Consider the following 17,103-nt stretch of genomic DNA (forward strand, 5'->3'; position numbering starts at 1 on the left):
CAAGTAGTATCGATGTGGTGCACACCCGCGTCGAGACGGCGTGGTATTCAGATAGGTGACGATGCGCGTGGCGAGGTCAATGCGCGCGACGATCCGTAACACGCGTCACGCATCAGCCGGTAGTGACACGAACGCCACGCGAGCCGCACCTAACGCGCAAGCCGCCTAATTGATTGGTGAGATGGGACGCGACATGGAGCACAATGACCGCCGCGGAATCGGTGTTCGTTGATTGTGTGTTTTCGCGCTGAAGTTTAATACCTGAATACGATTGCTGGGGAATGACGTTGGGACCAAAGGATCGCGATAGCGAGTTTCAACTACAGCTTGCCTTTCTGAGGGAGTTCCAGCGCGCCCATAACCGCCCGCTCCGCGTCCTGCATATCGGCAATATCGCCAACAACGCCTACAACAATGCCTTGATTCAGCGCCGCTTCGGAATCGAGGCGGATGTCATTTGCTATAACTACTATCACGTCATGGGTTGCCCCGAGTGGGAGGCCGCAAGCTTCGACGGCAACGTCGACAACATGTTCCCGGATTGGTGGGCCACCGAGTTGGGTGGTTGGCGGCGACCGGACTGGTTTGTGCAAGGCCCCGTTCTCGATTGCCTCGCGTATCTTCGTGCGAAGAACGCCGGCGACAGCGGAGCTGCAGCATTTTTTTGGACGCTGCTGCAGGCGAGATATTGGGAGATGCTTGATGGCATCGCTGCTGCAGAGAGTCGCGTCCGTCCACCGATGCCGGCGCATCTGGCAGACACGATCTCGATTGCGCGCGATTTTCGGGACTTCCAGTCGAGTCAGGCATCCAGAATCCCGCAGCCGCTCGATCAGCCGGCCATCGTCCTGCCAGAGGCGGCCATCGAGCCTGAGTCTGCACTCTCCCCCATTTCGCCGGCCTCGTCGAAGGCAGTCTCACCAAATCCGCAGATCGAGCAAAGCCGGGTTCTCGCCGACGAATATCCGAATCCCGAAGGACCAGGCCGCCTCGTCTCGACCTATCGCTCCTTGCTTGCGAAGTACGTCTTTGTTCATTTGCGGCGTGAGGCGGAAACCGGCGTGGTCGCCGGGCCGAGCTTGGCGGTCGCCATCTGGCGAAGCCAGAGACGCAGCCGTGGCTTGCCACGCTTTGGATTCGAGTTTCCCGCGGATGTCTTCACGATGCCGGATCTCGTCACCGCGACGCCGGCTGCAAGCCAAAGCCATGAGTATGTAGCGTCTCGCCGTTCGCGGTCAGCGAATCCCGAAGGACCTGGCCGCCTCACATCGATCTATCGAGCCTTGCTGGCGAAGTACGTATTTGTTCATCTGCGGCGTGAGGCGGAAACCGGGGTTGTCTCCGGGTCGAGTTTGGCGGTCGCAATTTGGCGAAGTCAGAGGCGCAGCCGCGGCTTGCCGCGCTTCGGCTTCGAATTTCCCGCTGAGGTGTTCACGACGCCGGATCCTGACGCCGCGACGCCGGTTGCAGGCGAAAGCAATGAACATGGGACCCTTCGCGATCTGTCGTCAGCAAGTCCCAAAGGACCAAGCTACCTCACATCGGTCTATCGCTCTTTACTGACGAAATATGTGTTTGTTCATTTGCGGCGTGAGGCGAAAACCGGCGTTGCCGCCTGGTCGAGCTTGGCGGTCGCGTTTTGGCGAAGTCAGCGGCGCAGCCGCGGCTTGCCGCGCTTTGGCTTCGAGTTTCCCGCTGATGCCTTCACGACACCGGACCCCGACGTCGCGGCGCCAGTTGCAAGCGAAAGCAACGTCTTCACGATCCCAAATCCTGACACCGTGATGCCGGCGGCAAGCAGCGCGGCTGCTGACGTCGGATCATCGGTCGTTCCCGTGGAGATCCGCCCGGAGATCATCGATCGCCCGGAGTTTCGCTATTTCGAAAAATACGGCAAGGGGGAGGATCGAAACGCCGCGCAACGTGCGGCACTGCTTGGAGACGTGCTGCGGCAGTTCACGGATTATCCGGCAGAAGCCCTGGTTTCCGTCGAAGCCTTCGCATCCACGGTTGCCAATGAGTTCGCCGACATCTTGGAGCAATACGACATCATTCAGGGTTATTCGATCGACGGGTTCATTCCGTTCATCAACGGATTCAAGAATTACACGTGTTACGAACACGGAACGTTGCGTGAGGTGCCCTTTGAGAGGAGCTACAATGGCATTCTTTGTTCGGCGGCGTACAAGAATGCAGCTTTTTCGTTCGTGACCAATTCGGACGTGCTGCCGTCCGTGCAGCGGCTGAAATTGAAGAGGGAGCGGACCGTTTACCTTCCGCATGCCTTCGACGACGAAAAGATTTCAACCTTTCGGGCAGGGCTCAAGATCCCGAAGCGGAACTCCAACATCACCACGTTCTTTAGCCCGACGCGCCACCACTGGCACGCTGCACCCGCTTCGATGCAGAAGGGCAATAATCTCTTCTTGAGAGCGGCCGCGCAGGTTGCGCAAACGGATCGCGATTTTCGTATCATCCTGGTCGAGTGGGGCGTTGATGTTCACCGAAGCAAGGACCTCATTCAGGAACTCGGAATTGAAGACATGGTTTCGTGGATACCGTCGTTGAACAAGGCGGAGCTGCGCCAGCTGTACTGCTCGAGTGACGTCGTCGTCGATCAGTTCAGGATCCCGGCGATCGGCGGAGTGACCTTTGAGGCAATGGCGCTCGGCCGCCGCGTCATCACAAATCTCGATGAAACCCAATCGGCGGAGTTCTTTGGAGCGGTGCCGCCCTGCCTGGCCGCCGACAGCGTCGAGACGTGCGCGGCCCGGATTCTTGAGGTTCTAGACGATCCGCTGGACGACAATCGCCGCGGCGATGCCGCGCGTCTGTGGTTCGAAAAATGTCATTCCGCGCAACGCGTCGTCGCGCTTCAACTGGCGGCCTATCAGACGATTTGCGCCGCCTAGAGCATTTTCGGTCCTGATTGAATCAGAACCGAAGCTCTAGATTTTTGTATTGACGCGTTTTCTTCACGCGAACCGGGTGTCCACTTCGCTCGAAAATGCTCTAGATGCGCGCGCCGCACAGTCCGCTCATGATCGCAATCGCGATCAGTCCGGCGGCCGCGAGCCCGGTTGCCCAGATCCGGTTGGCGAGCGCCGTCGCCATGCCGTGCGCGATCAGGACGCCGCGCAATCCCGATACGAGATGGGCGAGCACGAAGAAGACGCCGAGTGCATAGTGCGGCACCAGGCGAATGCTCCAGGCGTCGTGGATCAGGCCGGTCGGCGCGCCCGATGCCCAGTCCCAATTGGTGTCGACGTGGTGCACGGCCCGCGCCGAGACGAATGCGGAGTTCAGATGGGTGACGATGAACGCCGCGAGGTAGACGCCGGAGCCGATCTGAAACACGCGGAATGCGTCCGCCGGCCCTGAGCTCCAGCGCCAGGCGAGCCGCACGCCAACGGCGACCTGGAACAGCATCAAGGCGACAAGGATGGGCTCGATCACGGACGATCGATAGACCGTGCGGCCCAACTTCATCACGGTGGCATGAACCTCGGGTCCGAGCAGGCCGAGCAGATGATTGGTGAGGTGGAACGCGACATAGAGAAGGATGACGGCTGCGGCGACGCCATGCGTGACGCGCCATCTTGCGATCGGCGGAGCAATCGCGGCTGATGTTGCCGGCCGTTCTTGTTCACTGCCGAGCAGGACGTAAAGGCAGGCGGCCAGCCAGCCCGCGATCCATATGAGCTCGTCGCTGATATGGATGTGCAGCAGTCCGAGGCCGACGCCGGTCAGCACGAACAGTGGCGGGGCACCGATGCTGAGATAGGCGAGTCGCCGGGCGCGCAGCTCGAACGACGACGGCGCTGCTTTGGTCATCCAATAGGCGCAGGCTAGACCCAGCAAGGGGGCGCCCGTCGCGGCCAACAGGCAAAGCGCTGCCAGAACCAGTCGCCCAAACGACATCGGACCATCGGCGGGAGAGACAGTGAGATGAAAGCCGTCGAGCAGGAACGGATACGCCATCGCCCCGGCCGCCGGGGCCATCGAACGCAGCTTTTCCGCGGCCGCATTCGCCAGGCCATCGCCGCCGGGCCGTACGCGACCTTGTTCAAATGCACTCACTGAGGTCTCCAGAGTTCAGGCATTGTCCAAAGGAGAGGGTCAAACCGACTGATCTATTCCCGGGTCGTCATTGGAGACGCAGCACACAAGATAGTGCGGTAGACGCTGGCGTGCCCGGGCGAGCGGCGTTGCACTGAAACCATGTCTCGAAGCCAGAACCTACGGTGATACGGGCCCACGCATAGGACCAAGTTCCAACAATCCGACTGGACCACGCGAACCCGTTGACGGCTACTGTGCTGGCAGCGTGATGCATCTCACAAAATCCTGAGCCCGGCGTGGCTAGTCTCCCGGCCACCAACGGGAGAACAACAATGCGCAAACTCATCCTGATCGCGGCGATGGTTTTGGCTTCCGCTTCCGCGCAGGCCGGCGAACGAAGCCTGTCGTTGGGCGGGGTAGCGGCGCTACCGGCCGCGGTGTCGAACTCGGTCAATGCTGTGGACAAGGTTGCCGATGCGCCGGCGGCGCCCGCCGTCGCGCCACTAATGCCGCCGGAAGCGCCAAAATATGCCGAGCGGGCAGCGCCGGTTGCGGCGCCGGCTCCGGCTTCGCAGCCGCAAGCCCAGACGGCCTTGCAGCAGGCGCCCATGCAGCAGCAAGCCGATGTTCAGCCTTCGGTGTTGGACGCAGGGCCGGCACCGGAGCAGCGGACGGCTTGGCACAGGTCGAGCCATCGCCGCCACGCCCGGCGCTGGACCGAGGGCCGCATCATCGGCGAGCTGCATCGCCACGGAATTTACTGGTAGCCACACGTTCAGTTTCGTCATGCCCAGGCAGGCGCGCGAGGGCGCGCCTTCAAGCAAAATGGCCCGGACATCCACGTCCTTGCCCGACGGTCAAGTTGCCTTGTCGAGCGCCGGCGCCCGCCGGCTACTGTGCATGGGGTTGTTTTCGATATTTTGGTGAGAGCCGTAGCCGCCGGGCGCGATGGTGCCATTCGCGACGGCGCATCGGCGCTCCAGATCGTCCGGCGGTGCCGGACCGGCAGAAGGTGGCTGCACTCAGAAAGCGAAAGCGCCCCTGGACCCGGGTCCAGGGGCGCTTTGCGCGTATTCAATGCGTGGCCGGCGTTACTCGGCGACCGTCTGCACGACGTTGCCGATCGGCCGGCCCGTTGCGATCGGCTTCTCGGTCTTTGCCATCATCGCGTCGTATTCGGGCAGCGTCTCGATCTGGGTCTTGGCCTTCATCCAGACCACCTTGTAGCCGCCCGCCTTCAGCTTGCGCAGCAGCGTCGGCAGCGCCTGCGCGGTGTGCTTCTGCAGATCGTGCATCAGGATGATGCCCTTGTGCTCCTTGTCGAGCTTGGTCATCACGTTGTTGATCACTTCGTCGGCGCTCTTGGATTTGAAGTCGTTGGAGTCGACGTCGACCGAGAACATCGCGATGTTGCGCGTGCCGAGATAGGCTGTCGTCGCCGGGGTGTGCGCCAGCGCTGGGAAGCGGAAGAACGGAGCCGGGTTGCTGCCCAGCGCCATCTTCACCGCGCTGAAGCCCTTCTCGATCTCGTCCTTGGCTTGCTGCTCGGTGATCTTCTTGCCGGCCAGGTGTGCGTGCGACCAGGTGTGGGCGCCGATGGTGTGGCCGGCGGCGGCGACCTGGCGCAGGATGTCCGGGTGATAGGTGGTGTGCAGGCCGATCGGGAAGAACACGGCCTTGGTGCACTCGTCCGCCAGCGCCTTGAGCACGGCGGGCGTGGTCGGCCACGGACCGTCGTCGAAGGTCAGCACGACCTCATGGTCGGTCAGGAAGTCATATTGCTTGTACTGCAGGAAGCCGAAGCCCGGGCCGCCTGTGGTGTCGACCACGACGGTGCGGCTGATGCCGAGCCCATCGGGATTGGCGCATCTGGGCGCGGCCGCGACGGGAGCCGGCACCGGCGCCGGTGCGGGGACTGCGGCCGGAGCTGCCGCCTGGGTCGCATCGGCGCGCTTCGACAGCGCCGCGGTCGTCTCGACATCGTCCCTGGCGGCCTGCTTTGCCGCCGCCGCTGGAAGCGGATCGGGCCGGCTTGCTGCCGTTGTCTGCGGAGGAGCCGCGTCGGCACGCGGCGAGGAGGTCCAGAACCACACGCCGGCGATCACGATCGCCGCTACAACACTGGCCAGCATCAGGCCCAACGCACTACGCATCGCTACACACTCTCTCGAAACTCAAGGATACGTCACCGCCGTAACGAGCGATTAATGCCAACAAGGTCTTAACGCGATCCCAACAGGGCGCCGGAAGCAGAAGAAAAAGTGCGGCTTAGGCGTGCGTGATGACCATCACAGTCGGTCAGCTCGCGCCCGTGCAGGATCGGCCCATCAGACAACGGGCCCGCTATGTGCGGTGCCGATGGGAGCCGATCATGACCACCATGTTGAAGCGCCGGGTTCTGGAGCGTGCGGTTCGCGGCGCCGGCGTCACGCTGGCTCTTGCGGCCACCGTTTCCGTCCTGTCGTCGACCGCGAGCTTTGCGTTCAGCGCCGAGGCGCAGCAGATGTGCTCGGGCGACGCGTTCCGGCTGTGCAGCGCGGAGATCCCGAACATCCCGAGGATCACCGCCTGCATGGTCAAGAACCGCTCCCAGCTGAGCAGCGGCTGCCGCGTCGTGCTGGATCGCGATCTCGCCGCGCAGCGCAGGGCTGCCGCCGAGTGATCGGCGCCGTCGTCTGGGCCGGACCTGCGGTGACGAGACGCAGGTCGGTCTCCGGGCGGTCGCCTCGGACCGGAACCAGCCGGTTCGGTCCACCGTTTCAAGCTTCTTCGCGACCCTGAAACGCTATAGAACCAGCCTTCTGTTCGTTTGAGGCTTTGAGAGATGACCCGATTTCTGTTCGCCGTCGTTCCGCTGGTTCTGTTGACGTCGGCCGCCTCGGCACAGCAGCAGGGGCGTGATGCCTGCTCGCGCGACGCTTCGCGGTTCTGCCGTGCCCATCTCAGCGAGGGCGATCAGGTCGTGCTGGCTTGCCTGAAGGAGCATCGCAGCCGCCTCAGCAAGGCCTGCCAGCAGACGCTCACCGATAACGGGCAGTAACGATCTCGTTGTCATTCCGGGTTCGATGCTTCGCATCGCCCCGGAATGACTGTCTAGACCTAAGTACTACTTCCCGCCGCGGTCGCGACCACCGGGATCACCTCCTTGGCGGCGCGGTCCGGGGTCTCGTCCTTCCAGCGCACCGAGCCGAATGGACGCTCCAGCATCCGGCGCACGCGGATCGGCTCGGCGCCGATGTGGAAGTCGGCTGCCTTCTGATGCAGCTCGCGCTCGATCTGGGTGGCGCGGTTGCGCTGGCGCAGGAAGTCGAGCCAGGTCGGACAATGATAGCGCTCGGTCCACAATTCGGGATCGGCGATGTCGCGCGCGATCGACCAGCCATAGGCGCCGTTGCGCTGGCGGCTGAGCTGCACGTCCTGCATCACATTGTGGAAGGCGCGGGCATTGTCCTGCGCCACCCGGTATTCGATCTCGACCACCAAGGGCCCGCTGCGCCCGGTCAGTTGCAGCCGCACCTCGGGATCGGCCAGCATATCGGTCGCATCCTCGTTGCGCGCGCCGACCGGCGGCATCCGGAGCCAGATGCCGAGCAGCGGCGATGCCAGCATCAGGCCGGCGGAGATCAGCAGCGCCATCTCGACGCCGCCGAGGTCGGTGATGCGGCCCCAGCACCAGCTTCCGATCGCAATGCCGCCGGCGATCGAGGCCTGGAAGGCCGCCAGGGAACGGCCGGCGACCCAGCGCGGCGCCGACAGCTGCACGCCGATATTGAACAGCGCGACCGCAAGCATCCACACCGCGCCGGCCACCACCAGCGCCGCGGCGGTCAGCACCGGCTGCTTGCTCACGGCGACGATTGCGATCGCAACGCCCATCAGGAGCGCGCAGGTTCGCACCGCGGCCTCGCCGCTGAGCCGGCTGCGGATCTCGCTGATATTGAGCGCGCCGATCACCGCGCCCATGCCGAAGGCGCCGAGCATGATGCCGTAGGTCTGCGCGCCGCCATGCAGGAGATCGCGCGCCACCAGCGGCATCAGCGCCGAGACCGAGCCGCCGATGATGCCGGTCACCATGGTGCGGGTCAGCACGATCCTGATCGACGGCGAGTTGGTGATGTAGCGCACGCCGGAGACGATGGCGCGGTTCAGCCGCTCACGCGGCAGCCGCGACGGCTCGCTGACGCGATTCCACAGGAACAGCACGGCCAGCAGCGGCAGATACAGCACGGCATTGGCGGCGAAGGCCGCCACGGCGCCCGCGGAGGCGACCACGATGCCGCCGATCGCAGGTCCAAAGCTGCGCGCGATGTTGTAGCTGATGCCGTTCAGCGCGACCGCGGCGGGCAGCGTCTCCGACGGCACCTGCTCGCTGACCGAGGATTGCCAGGCCGGACCGAACAGCGCCATGCCGCTGCCGACGACGAAGCACAGCGCCAGCAGGATGTTCGGCGTCACCAGATTGAGCCAGGCCAGCACCGTCAGCGTGGTGGCGCCGGAGAGCGCGATCGCGAGCGAGACCAGCGCCACGATGCGGCGGTCATGCATGTCGGCGATGGCGCCGGCCGGCATCGAGATCAGCATCACCGGCAGCATCAGCGCGGTCTGTACCAGTGCGACCTTGTCGGCCTCCGCGGTCATCTGGGTCATCGCCCAGGCAGCGCCGACGCCCTGGATCAGGATGCCGAGATTGGAGAGCAAGCTGGCGAGCCAGATTCGCCTGAAGATTGAATGCCGCAACGGTGCAGTGATACTGTCGGGTCGATCACGCGCTTCGGTCATATCCGGTTCCGGTTGGCCTGCTATGATTTGCTGAATGATTCCGGCTGCATCAACTGATGCCCGCGAAACGCGTGTCCTGTCCAGAGATTACGGTATTTTTGGCCGGTGTAGGACACAGCTAAAGCCCTGAAAGGGTTGGGGAAGGGGACCAATGGCGCTGTCGCGGCGGAGTTTATTGCAAGGGGCCGGCGCCCTCTCCCTGTTGGCAGGCCGCTTTGCCGCCCCGGCTTTGGCCCAGCCGACACCCGCCGGCGACCTCCCGCCGATCCTGTTCGTGCACGGCAATGGCGACCACGCAGCGCTTTGGTTGACGACGCTCTGGCGGATGGAATCCAACGGCGTGCCGCGCGAGCGCATGGCCGCGATCAATTTCACCGATCCCCTGGCGCGCACGGACGACAAGGTCGAGCAGGCGGGCCGCTCCTCGACCGAGGACCAGCGCCGCGAGCTTGCCGAGGCGATCAAGGACCTAAAGCAGAAGAGTGGCGCCGCACGCATCGCGCTGGTCGGCAATTCGCGCGGCGGCAATGCGATCCGCAACACCATCAAGAACGGTGGCAGCGGCGACGTCAGCCACGCGGTGCTGTGCGGCACGCCGAACCACGGTGTCTATGCCTGGGACGATGGGCTCGGCAACGAGTTCAACGGGCGCGGTCCGTTCCTGCGCGGGCTGAACGACGGCGACAGCGAAGTGACATCAGGCACCGCCTTCCTGACCTTGCGCAGCGATGGCCTCGACAAATATGCCCAGGCCGACGGCCGCTTCGTCGGCAAGCCGGGCACGCCGACCAATGTCACGTCAGAAGGTCCGGCGCTGAAAGGCGCGACCAATCTGGTGCTCGGCGCGGTCGACCATCGCGAGACCGCGTATCATCCGCGCGCCTTTCGCGAGATCTACAAATTCATCGCGGGGCGCGAACCGTCGCGGATCGAGATCGTGCCGGAGACGGCGGTGCGCCTGAGCGGCCTCGTCACGGGCACGCCCGGCGGCATGCCGACCAACCGGCCGGTGTCGGGTGCCACGGTCGACATCTATCATGTGTCGGCGGAAACCGGCGAGCGCCTCAGTGGCCCACTGCACAGCTCGCAGACCGGCGCCGACGGCCGCTGGGGTCCGGCGCAGGTCGATCCATCCTGGTCGCTCGAATTCGTGCTGACCTCGCCCGATGCGGTGACGACGCATATCTATCGTTCGCCCTTTGCACGCTCGTCCGAGATCGTGCATCTGCGCGCGGCGCGGCCGCTGTTGCCGGCCGATGCCGGTGCGGGCGCCATCGTGCTGATGTCGCGGCCGCGCGGCTATTTCGGGCTGCCGCGCGACATCGTGCTGTTCGACGGCAAGGAACCGGCCGATGTCAAATCCGGCGTGCCGACGGATGCGGTGACGACGTTGCGGCTCGCCGCAGCCGATATCGGCCGTCCGGTGGCTGCGATCTTCAACGGGGAGCGCATCGTGGCGCGGGCCTGGCCGGCGTCGGAGAACCGGATTGCGGTCGCCGAGCTGACTTATTAGGTCTGGTACAGGGTCCGCGCGCCTTCATGGCGCCGGGATCGCATGGCCGGATCGGCCGTTGCGTGAGGCAGGAAGCGAGGACCATGAGCATAGCCGAAGTCTACGATATCACGGTCACGCGGCGTCCCCTGGTCCCGCCGGCGCCGCCGCGCGCGCCCGCGGACATGGGCGCGTTCCAGCGGATGCGGGTGATGCGCAACTCGCCGATCGAGACCTGGGGCCAGCGCGCCTATGAAGACGACATCGTCCATGGCCGCTTCCTCAACCACTCGAGCTTCATCCTCAATACGCCGGATGCGATCCGCCACGTGCTGGTCGACAATTACGAGAACTACACCCGCACGCCCGCCGGCCTTCGCGTGCTGCGTCCGATGCTGGGCGAGGGACTGCTGATCGCCGAGGGCCGTGCATGGAAGCATCAGCGCCGGACGCTGGCGCCGGCGTTCACGCCGCGCGCGGTGACGACGCTGGTGCCCTACATGATCGCGGCGGTCGACGAGACCATCGCCAAGCTGAAAGCCGCGAGCGGCGGGCCGGTCGATCTGCGCGAGGTGATGCAGCGCATGACGCTGGAGATCGCCGGCCGCACCATGTTCTCGTTCGGCATGGATCGCCACGGTGCCGCGCTGCGCGATTTCGTGATGGAGTATGGCGACACGCTGGCACGGCCGCATATGCTAGATCTGGTGCTGCCCTTGAGCTGGCCGACCCCGCAGGATTTCCGGCGCGCCCGCTTCCGCAAGCGCTGGACCGCGTTCGTCGGCATGTTGATGGCCGAGCGCCGCGCCGCCGGCAAGGATGACAACGCACCGGCCCGTGACTTGTTCGACCTGATGGGTGCCGCGCGCGATCCTGAAACCGGCCAAGCCTTCACCGACGCCCAGCTCGGCGACCAGGTCGCGACCATGATCCTGGCCGGCCATGAGACGACCGCAACCGCGCTGTTCTGGGCGCTCTATCTGCTGGCGCTCGATCCCGAGACCCAGGAGCAATTGGCAGCAGAAGTCAGGAGCGTGACGACGTCAGGCGCGCTCGACATCGAGCGGTTGAAATTCACCCGCGCGGTGATCGACGAAACCATGCGGCTTTATCCGCCGGCGTTCCTGATCGCGCGTGCGGCAGGCGGTCCCGACACCATCGCGGGCCGTCCGGTCAGGAAGCATGACGTAATCCTGATCGCGCCGTGGCTGTTGCACCGGCATGAAAAGCTGTGGCGCGATCCCAACGCGTTCGTACCACAGCGCTTCTTGACGGAAACGCCGCCCGATCGCTTCGCCTATCTGCCGTTCGGCGTTGGCGCGCGGGTCTGTATCGGCGCGCATTTCGCGCTGGTCGAGGCGACGCTCGCGCTGGCGCGGATCATCGGCGCGTTCCGCGTCGCGCTGGCCGACAAGGATCCGGTGCTTCCGATCGGCGTGGTGACAACCCAGCCGAACCGCTCCCCAGTGTTCACGATCAAGCCGCGCTGACCTTGCGCGGCGGTGTCCCAATGCTCATCTTGGGCGGGATGACACTTCGTCGAATCGTCATCCCGCTCTATCTCTCTGTTTTGAGCATGATCTTTTCGGAAAACCGTTACACACTTTTCCGGATCATGCTCTAGGGTCTCACCATGAGCGATACGCAAGCCCACTTCGCAGTCCTCAGGCAGACGACCGATCCGGCCGTGGTCGATGCCATGCAGCAGCTGATCGTCGATGGTCATGATCGCGAGCTCAATCGCATCAACGTTCTGGATTTCTCCAACCGTACCGGGCTCGACCAGGAGAAGGTGATCTCCGGCTTCCTGCATGCCTCCCGGCTCGGCCTGTTCGACATGAGCTGGAACGTACTGTGTCCGGGCTGTGGCGGGGTGCTCGACGCCCACACCACGCTGAAGTCGCTGCGCCATGACGACTACAATTGCGCGCTGTGCGCCGCCGGTTACGAGGCTTCCGTCGACGAGTTGGTCGAGGTTGCCTTCACCGTCAGCCCGCGGGTCCGCCGCATCGCCGCGCATGATCCCAATACGCTGCCGATCTGGGAATACTTCCGCCAGATGTTCTGGAGTTCAGGGATCGAGTTTGACGAGAGCTCGGTGTCGACCCTGATCAACGAGGTCACGCTGGAGGGGCTCGAGCTCCCGCCCGGCGAAAAGGCGATCCTGTCGCTCAATCTGCCCAATCAGTTCGTCATCGTGTTCGAGCCGGTGACGCATTCGGCGCACTTCTTTGCTGTCGAAGGCGAGCCGACCACCGAGCGTCAGCAGTTCTCGATCGCATTCAACAAGTCTCATGCGCCGACCGGCACCTCGACGATGCGGCCGGGGCCGCTGCGGCTCGCGCTGGAGAATCACGCCGATGTCCGCGTGCTGCCGTCGGTGTGGATCGCGGGCGATCCGCTGCACAAACTGCTCGGCAAGCGCAAGCCGATCCTCACCGCGAAGCGAATGCTGTCGAACCAGACTTTCCGCGACGTGTTCAAGGCCGACAACCTCACCGTCGACCAGCGGCTCAAGATCACCGCGCTGACCTTCCTGTTCACCGATCTGAAGGGCTCGACCGCGCTCTATGAGCGGGTCGGCGATCTCGCCGCGTTCGATCTGGTGCGCGCGCATTTCCACGCGCTGCTCGAGATCATCGCCTCCGAGCACGGCGCCGTCGTGAAGACGATCGGCGATGCCGTGATGGCGACCTTCATCCGGCCCGAGCATGCATTGTCGGCGGGCCTGCGCATGCGGGCGGCGATGAAGCAACTCAACACCGAGCGCGGCAAGGAGGATCTGGTCGTCAAGATCGGTATCCATGAGGGTCCGTGCCTCGCGGTGACGCTTAACGAACGGCAGGATTATTTCGGCCAGACCGTGAATATCGCAGCTAGGGTGCAGAGCCTGTCGACGTCTCAGGAAATCCATTTGACCCAGCCGGTGATGGAATCGGCCGAGGTCGCCGGCATCCTCGATCGCGCGGCGATCAAGCCGATCCAGAAGGAAGCGGCGCTGCGCGGCATTGCCGACAAGCTCGTGGTGTACGAGATACCGTAGTCACATTGCCGACACGTAATGCTTGCCGAAACGTAATGCCGCAGCGGGAACCCGCGCGGATTGCACCGGTTCTGTTTCCACGCCATATAGATTTCAACGGCGCATGATCCGGAAGCTTTCCGGACCGATGCTCAAATCAAAGCTTCCAGGCTTCATCCCACAGAGAGAGCGATGCTCGACGGACTCCGCCAATTCATTGCCGATATCGTCTCCCCCGATGCCCAGGCCGACCGCAGCTTCGACGACAGCGATTATCGTCTGGCGGCGACCGCGCTATTGGTGCATGTCGTCTCGCTCGACGGCGAGCCGACGCCTGCCGAAAAGCTCAAGCTGCACAGCCTGATCGAGAGCCGTTTCCAGCTCGATCCCGGCACCGCCGACAGGCTGATCGCCTCCGCCATGCGCGTCGAGGGCGAGGCGGTCGATCTCTATCACTTTACCAGTGTGATCATGCGCTCGGTGAATGAGGAGGGACGGCTGCGCATCGTGGAGATGATGTGGGAGCTGGTCTATGCCGACGGCCAGGTCAGCGAGTTCGAAGACAATGTGGTCTGGCGTGCTGCCGATCTGCTCGGCATTTCCTCGCGCGACCGCATCGATCTCAAGCACCGGGTCGCCGAGAAGCAGGCCGAGCTGCCAAAGGGCCCCTGGGGCACGGTAGACGCGGCAATCTGACACGGCTGCCTGCGCAAGCTGACGCCTCCTTGCCGGCGTGGCGGATGGCGAAACTTTAAGAAACTTTAATGTCCGCCGCGATTGTGGGCGATCCGACTGAAAATCGGTCGTTTCGTCACCAAACCAGCGCCTCCAATGCTATCCACAAGCCCATACGCGGCTTGCGTCACACCGCATCCCTATGCTCTCGTCGCCCCGTTGGGGACCTCACTAGAATTTGCAGTAAGAGTTTGAAACGTGACTGAGCGTGTGACGCTGATAACCGGGGCATCGGCGGGCATAGGCACCGAACTGGCGCGCGTGTTTGCATCGAATGGCCACCGTGTGGCGCTGGTGGCACGGCGCGCCGACCGCCTGACGGCGCTCGCAGGCGAGCTCGGGGCCAAGGGCGGCGCGGCGCCGATCGTGATTCCCTGCGACCTCCAGCAGACCGATGCGGGCGACAAGATCGCGCAGGCCCTGGCCGAGGCCGGGGTCGAGGTCGAATATCTCGTCAATAATGCCGGTTTCGGCCTGTTCGGCCTCGCGGTCGAGCGCGATCGTGCCGAACAGCTCAACATCATCAACGTCAATATCCGCGCGCTGACCGACCTGACGTTGCGTTTTGCCGATCAGCTGATCCGCAACCGCGGCGGCATCCTCAATCTCGGCTCGATCGCCGGATTCCTGCCGGGCCCCGGCATGGCCGTGTACTATGCCAGCAAGGCCTATGTGCTGTCGTTTTCCGAGGCGTTGCGCTGCGAACTGGCGCCGAAGGGCGTGCGCGTCACCGTGGTTTGCCCCGGTCCCGTGCCGTCCGAGTTCCAGGACCGCGCCGGCTTTGCCCCCGGATTCGATTCCGCCATCCTCAACGTGGCGCCGGCCGAGGTCGCCCGCCAGGCCTATCGCGGCCTGATGGCCAACAAGCGCGCCGTGCTGCCGGGCGCCTTCATCAAGATAGTGCCGTTCCTGCTCCGGCTGTTTCCGCGCTCCTTCATCCTGACGGCGGTCGGCGGCTTTCAGCTGCGCAAACGCTAGATTCGCCCGAAAGCCCATTCATCGCCGTTAAGGCTGTTTCTGGCCCGCGATTTGCTTTGTGCCTGTGTGCGCAAACTCACACGATGTTAACGACCACTTAGCTATGATCGCGCCTTACGTGCCGAATCTTCAAGCAGAGGCCAAATCTTCAAGCAGAGGCAATGTCGTTCCGGTCTGACCAGAGCCGTGTCGTGGTGCCCTTCGCGAGCCGAAGGCCGGCCGCGGTCACGCCCAAGGATCGGGTTACGGATCAGATCTCGGATCGGATGCTGGATCAGGCTCCGCTGCGGCCGGTGCTGATCGTGCTGCATCAGGAGACATCGACCCCCGGCCGGATCGGCAACGCCCTGCGTACGCTGGGCTACCCTCTCGACATCCGCCGGCCGCGCTTCGGCGACCCGCTGCCCGCAACGCTCGACGCGCATGCCGGCGCGGTGATCTTCGGCGGCCCGATGAGCGCCAATGATCCCGATGATTACGTGCGCCGCGAGATCGACTGGATTGCAGTCCCGCTGCGCGAGCAGCGTCCGTTCCTCGGCATCTGCCTCGGTGCGCAGATGCTGGCGCGGCAACTCGGCGCCAAGGTCGCACCGCATCCGCAGGGCCGTGTCGAGGTCGGCTATTACCCGGTCAGGCCGACGGAGGCGGGCCGCGCATTGTGCCCGGACTGGCCGGCGCGGGTGTATCACTGGCATGGCGAGGGCTTTCAATTGCCCGCGGGCGCGGATTTGCTGGCGGCGGGCGATGATTTCCCGGTGCAGGCGTTCCAGTTCGGCAACGCCTTCGGCCTGCAATTCCATCCCGATGTGACCTACGCGATGATGCATCGCTGGACCGCGCGCGGTTGCGTACGAATGGATTCGCCGGGCGCGCAGCCGCGTCATCAGCACTTCGCCGAGCGCGCCGTGCACGATGCCGCCGAGCGCGCTTGGCTGAAGCATTTCGTCGACGGCTGGATCGCGCGCGTGCCGCGGCCGGTGATGCTGCAGGCCGCCGAATAGCCGCCGCGCGGAATTTCGCGCCACCTTTTCATTCTGATGGATGTGCTACTGTCGGCTGCCGCGCGCGGGCCACATCGCCGCGCGTCTCAATAACAACAAGGCACAGGGAGATCGCCGTGAGCTACCAGCACATCCTCTACGAGGTCAGCGACCGGATCGCGACTATCACGCTCAACCGCCCAGACCGCATGAATGCCTGGACCGCGATCATGGAGCGTGACGTGCGCCACGCGATGGAGACGGCGGCCAATGACGACGATGTTCGCGTCATCGTGCTGACCGGTGCGGGCCGCGGCTTCTGCGCCGGCGCCGACATGGAAGCGCTGCAGGGGATCGATCCCAACGAGGTCAGGCGCGGCGAGAGCATTCCGTTCGACATGAACCGCCGTGCCGACTGGCAGACCCGCTACGCCTATTACCCCGCCATCAAGAAGCCCGTGATCGCGATGCTCAACGGCGCTACCGCCGGCATCGGCCTGGTCCACGCGCTCTATTGCGATTTGCGCTTCGCGGCCGACAGCGCCGTGTTCACCACCGCCTTCGCGCGGCGCGGCCTGATCGCCGAGCACGGCATCAGCTGGATGCTGCCGCGCATCGTCGGCCACGCCAACGCGCTCGACCTGTTGATGTCGGCGCGGCGCGTGTCGGCTGCGGAGGCGCTGCGCATCGGCCTCGTCAACCGGCTTTCGTCGCCGGAGAAACTGCGCGAGGAGACCTATGCCTATGCCCGCGACCTCGCCGATTTCGTCTCGCCGAGCGCGATCGCCGTGATCAAGCGCCAGGTCTACGACGTGCCGTTCCAGTCGCTGGCGGAGGCCACCATCGACGCCAACCGCGAGATGCAGATCGCGCTCAAGGGCAATGATTTCAGGGAGGGCGTGGCGAGTTTTGTGGAGAAGCGCCCGCCGCGGTTTACGGGGACGTGAGGGGGGAAACCGATAAAGTCCGTCTTCGCCCTTTGGGCTTCGCCGGACACCACGCTTCGCCCTTCGGGCTCTGCGCGGCTGCGCCACGCGTAGCCCGAAGGGCGAAGC

Annotated in this window: 14 protein-coding genes; 11 read left to right on the top strand and 3 right to left on the bottom strand. The window is 64.3% G+C overall.

All coding sequences use genetic code 11. From position 1 onward, the window contains the following. Window positions 1-281: 281 nt before the first annotated feature. Window positions 282-2,912: a glycosyltransferase gene (locus XH92_RS01465; RefSeq protein WP_194457651.1), complete on the top strand. Its 2,631-nt coding sequence runs from the start codon at window positions 282-284 to the stop codon at window positions 2,910-2,912. Window positions 2,913-3,012: 100 nt separating this feature from the next. On the opposite strand, the gene XH92_RS01470 is transcribed toward XH92_RS01465, so the two are convergent. Then, window positions 3,013-4,080 (bottom strand): hypothetical protein, encoded by a 1,068-nt coding sequence (locus tag XH92_RS01470; RefSeq protein WP_246788170.1) that lies wholly within the window; start codon window positions 4,078-4,080, stop codon window positions 3,013-3,015. A gap of 314 nt (window positions 4,081-4,394) precedes the next feature. Between XH92_RS01470 and XH92_RS01475 the strand changes: the two genes are divergently transcribed. After that, entirely contained in the window at window positions 4,395-4,829 is a 435-nt protein-coding gene (locus XH92_RS01475) for a hypothetical protein (RefSeq protein ID WP_194457652.1), read from the top strand. Window positions 4,830-5,153: 324 nt separating this feature from the next. Here XH92_RS01475 and XH92_RS01480 read toward each other — a convergent pair whose 3' ends face one another. Beyond that, window positions 5,154-6,215: a polysaccharide deacetylase family protein gene (locus XH92_RS01480; RefSeq protein ID WP_194457653.1), complete on the bottom strand. Its 1,062-nt coding sequence runs from the start codon at window positions 6,213-6,215 to the stop codon at window positions 5,154-5,156. Window positions 6,216-6,433: 218 nt separating this feature from the next. On the opposite strand from XH92_RS01480, the gene XH92_RS01485 reads away from it, so the two are divergent. Beyond that, window positions 6,434-6,724, top strand: coding sequence for a hypothetical protein (locus XH92_RS01485; RefSeq protein ID WP_371817918.1), 291 nt, complete (start codon window positions 6,434-6,436; stop codon window positions 6,722-6,724). A gap of 162 nt (window positions 6,725-6,886) precedes the next feature. Further along, the gene (locus tag XH92_RS01490; RefSeq protein ID WP_050631287.1) at window positions 6,887-7,102 is read left to right on the top strand and encodes a cysteine rich repeat-containing protein; all 216 of its coding nucleotides are present in this window, start codon (window positions 6,887-6,889) and stop codon (window positions 7,100-7,102) included. Between the two features lie 59 nt (window positions 7,103-7,161). Here XH92_RS01490 and XH92_RS01495 read toward each other — a convergent pair whose 3' ends face one another. Next, on the bottom strand, window positions 7,162-8,841 hold the full coding sequence (locus tag XH92_RS01495) for an MFS transporter (protein WP_194457654.1): 1,680 nt from the start codon (window positions 8,839-8,841) through the stop codon (window positions 7,162-7,164). A gap of 151 nt (window positions 8,842-8,992) precedes the next feature. Here XH92_RS01495 and XH92_RS01500 point away from each other — a divergent pair, with 151 nt between their 5' ends. From XH92_RS01500 to XH92_RS01530, 7 genes are all read left to right on the top strand, one after another. Further along, the gene (locus XH92_RS01500; RefSeq protein WP_194457655.1) at window positions 8,993-10,354 is read left to right on the top strand and encodes a hydrolase; all 1,362 of its coding nucleotides are present in this window, start codon (window positions 8,993-8,995) and stop codon (window positions 10,352-10,354) included. Between the two features lie 83 nt (window positions 10,355-10,437). Continuing rightward, entirely contained in the window at window positions 10,438-11,823 is a 1,386-nt protein-coding gene (locus XH92_RS01505) for a cytochrome P450 (RefSeq protein ID WP_194457656.1), read from the top strand. Window positions 11,824-11,966: 143 nt separating this feature from the next. Next, complete coding sequence (locus tag XH92_RS01510; RefSeq protein WP_194457657.1) at window positions 11,967-13,376, top strand: adenylate/guanylate cyclase domain-containing protein; 1,410 nt, start codon at window positions 11,967-11,969, stop codon at window positions 13,374-13,376. 171 nt (window positions 13,377-13,547) lie between these two features. Continuing rightward, window positions 13,548-14,051: a TerB family tellurite resistance protein gene (locus XH92_RS01515; protein ID WP_194457658.1), complete on the top strand. Its 504-nt coding sequence runs from the start codon at window positions 13,548-13,550 to the stop codon at window positions 14,049-14,051. A 237-nt stretch (window positions 14,052-14,288) separates the two neighbouring features. Then, window positions 14,289-15,068 (top strand): SDR family oxidoreductase, encoded by a 780-nt coding sequence (locus XH92_RS01520; protein ID WP_194457659.1) that lies wholly within the window; start codon window positions 14,289-14,291, stop codon window positions 15,066-15,068. 161 nt (window positions 15,069-15,229) lie between these two features. Beyond that, window positions 15,230-16,069, top strand: a complete 840-nt coding sequence (locus XH92_RS01525; protein ID WP_371817919.1) for a glutamine amidotransferase — start codon at window positions 15,230-15,232, stop codon at window positions 16,067-16,069. A 116-nt stretch (window positions 16,070-16,185) separates the two neighbouring features. Then, complete coding sequence (locus XH92_RS01530) at window positions 16,186-16,995, top strand: enoyl-CoA hydratase (protein ID WP_194457660.1); 810 nt, start codon at window positions 16,186-16,188, stop codon at window positions 16,993-16,995. Window positions 16,996-17,103 lie beyond the last annotated feature (108 nt).

Origin of the sequence: Bradyrhizobium sp. CCBAU 53421, assembly GCF_015291625.1 — a bacterium.
Classification (GTDB): Bacteria; Pseudomonadota; Alphaproteobacteria; order Rhizobiales; family Xanthobacteraceae; genus Bradyrhizobium.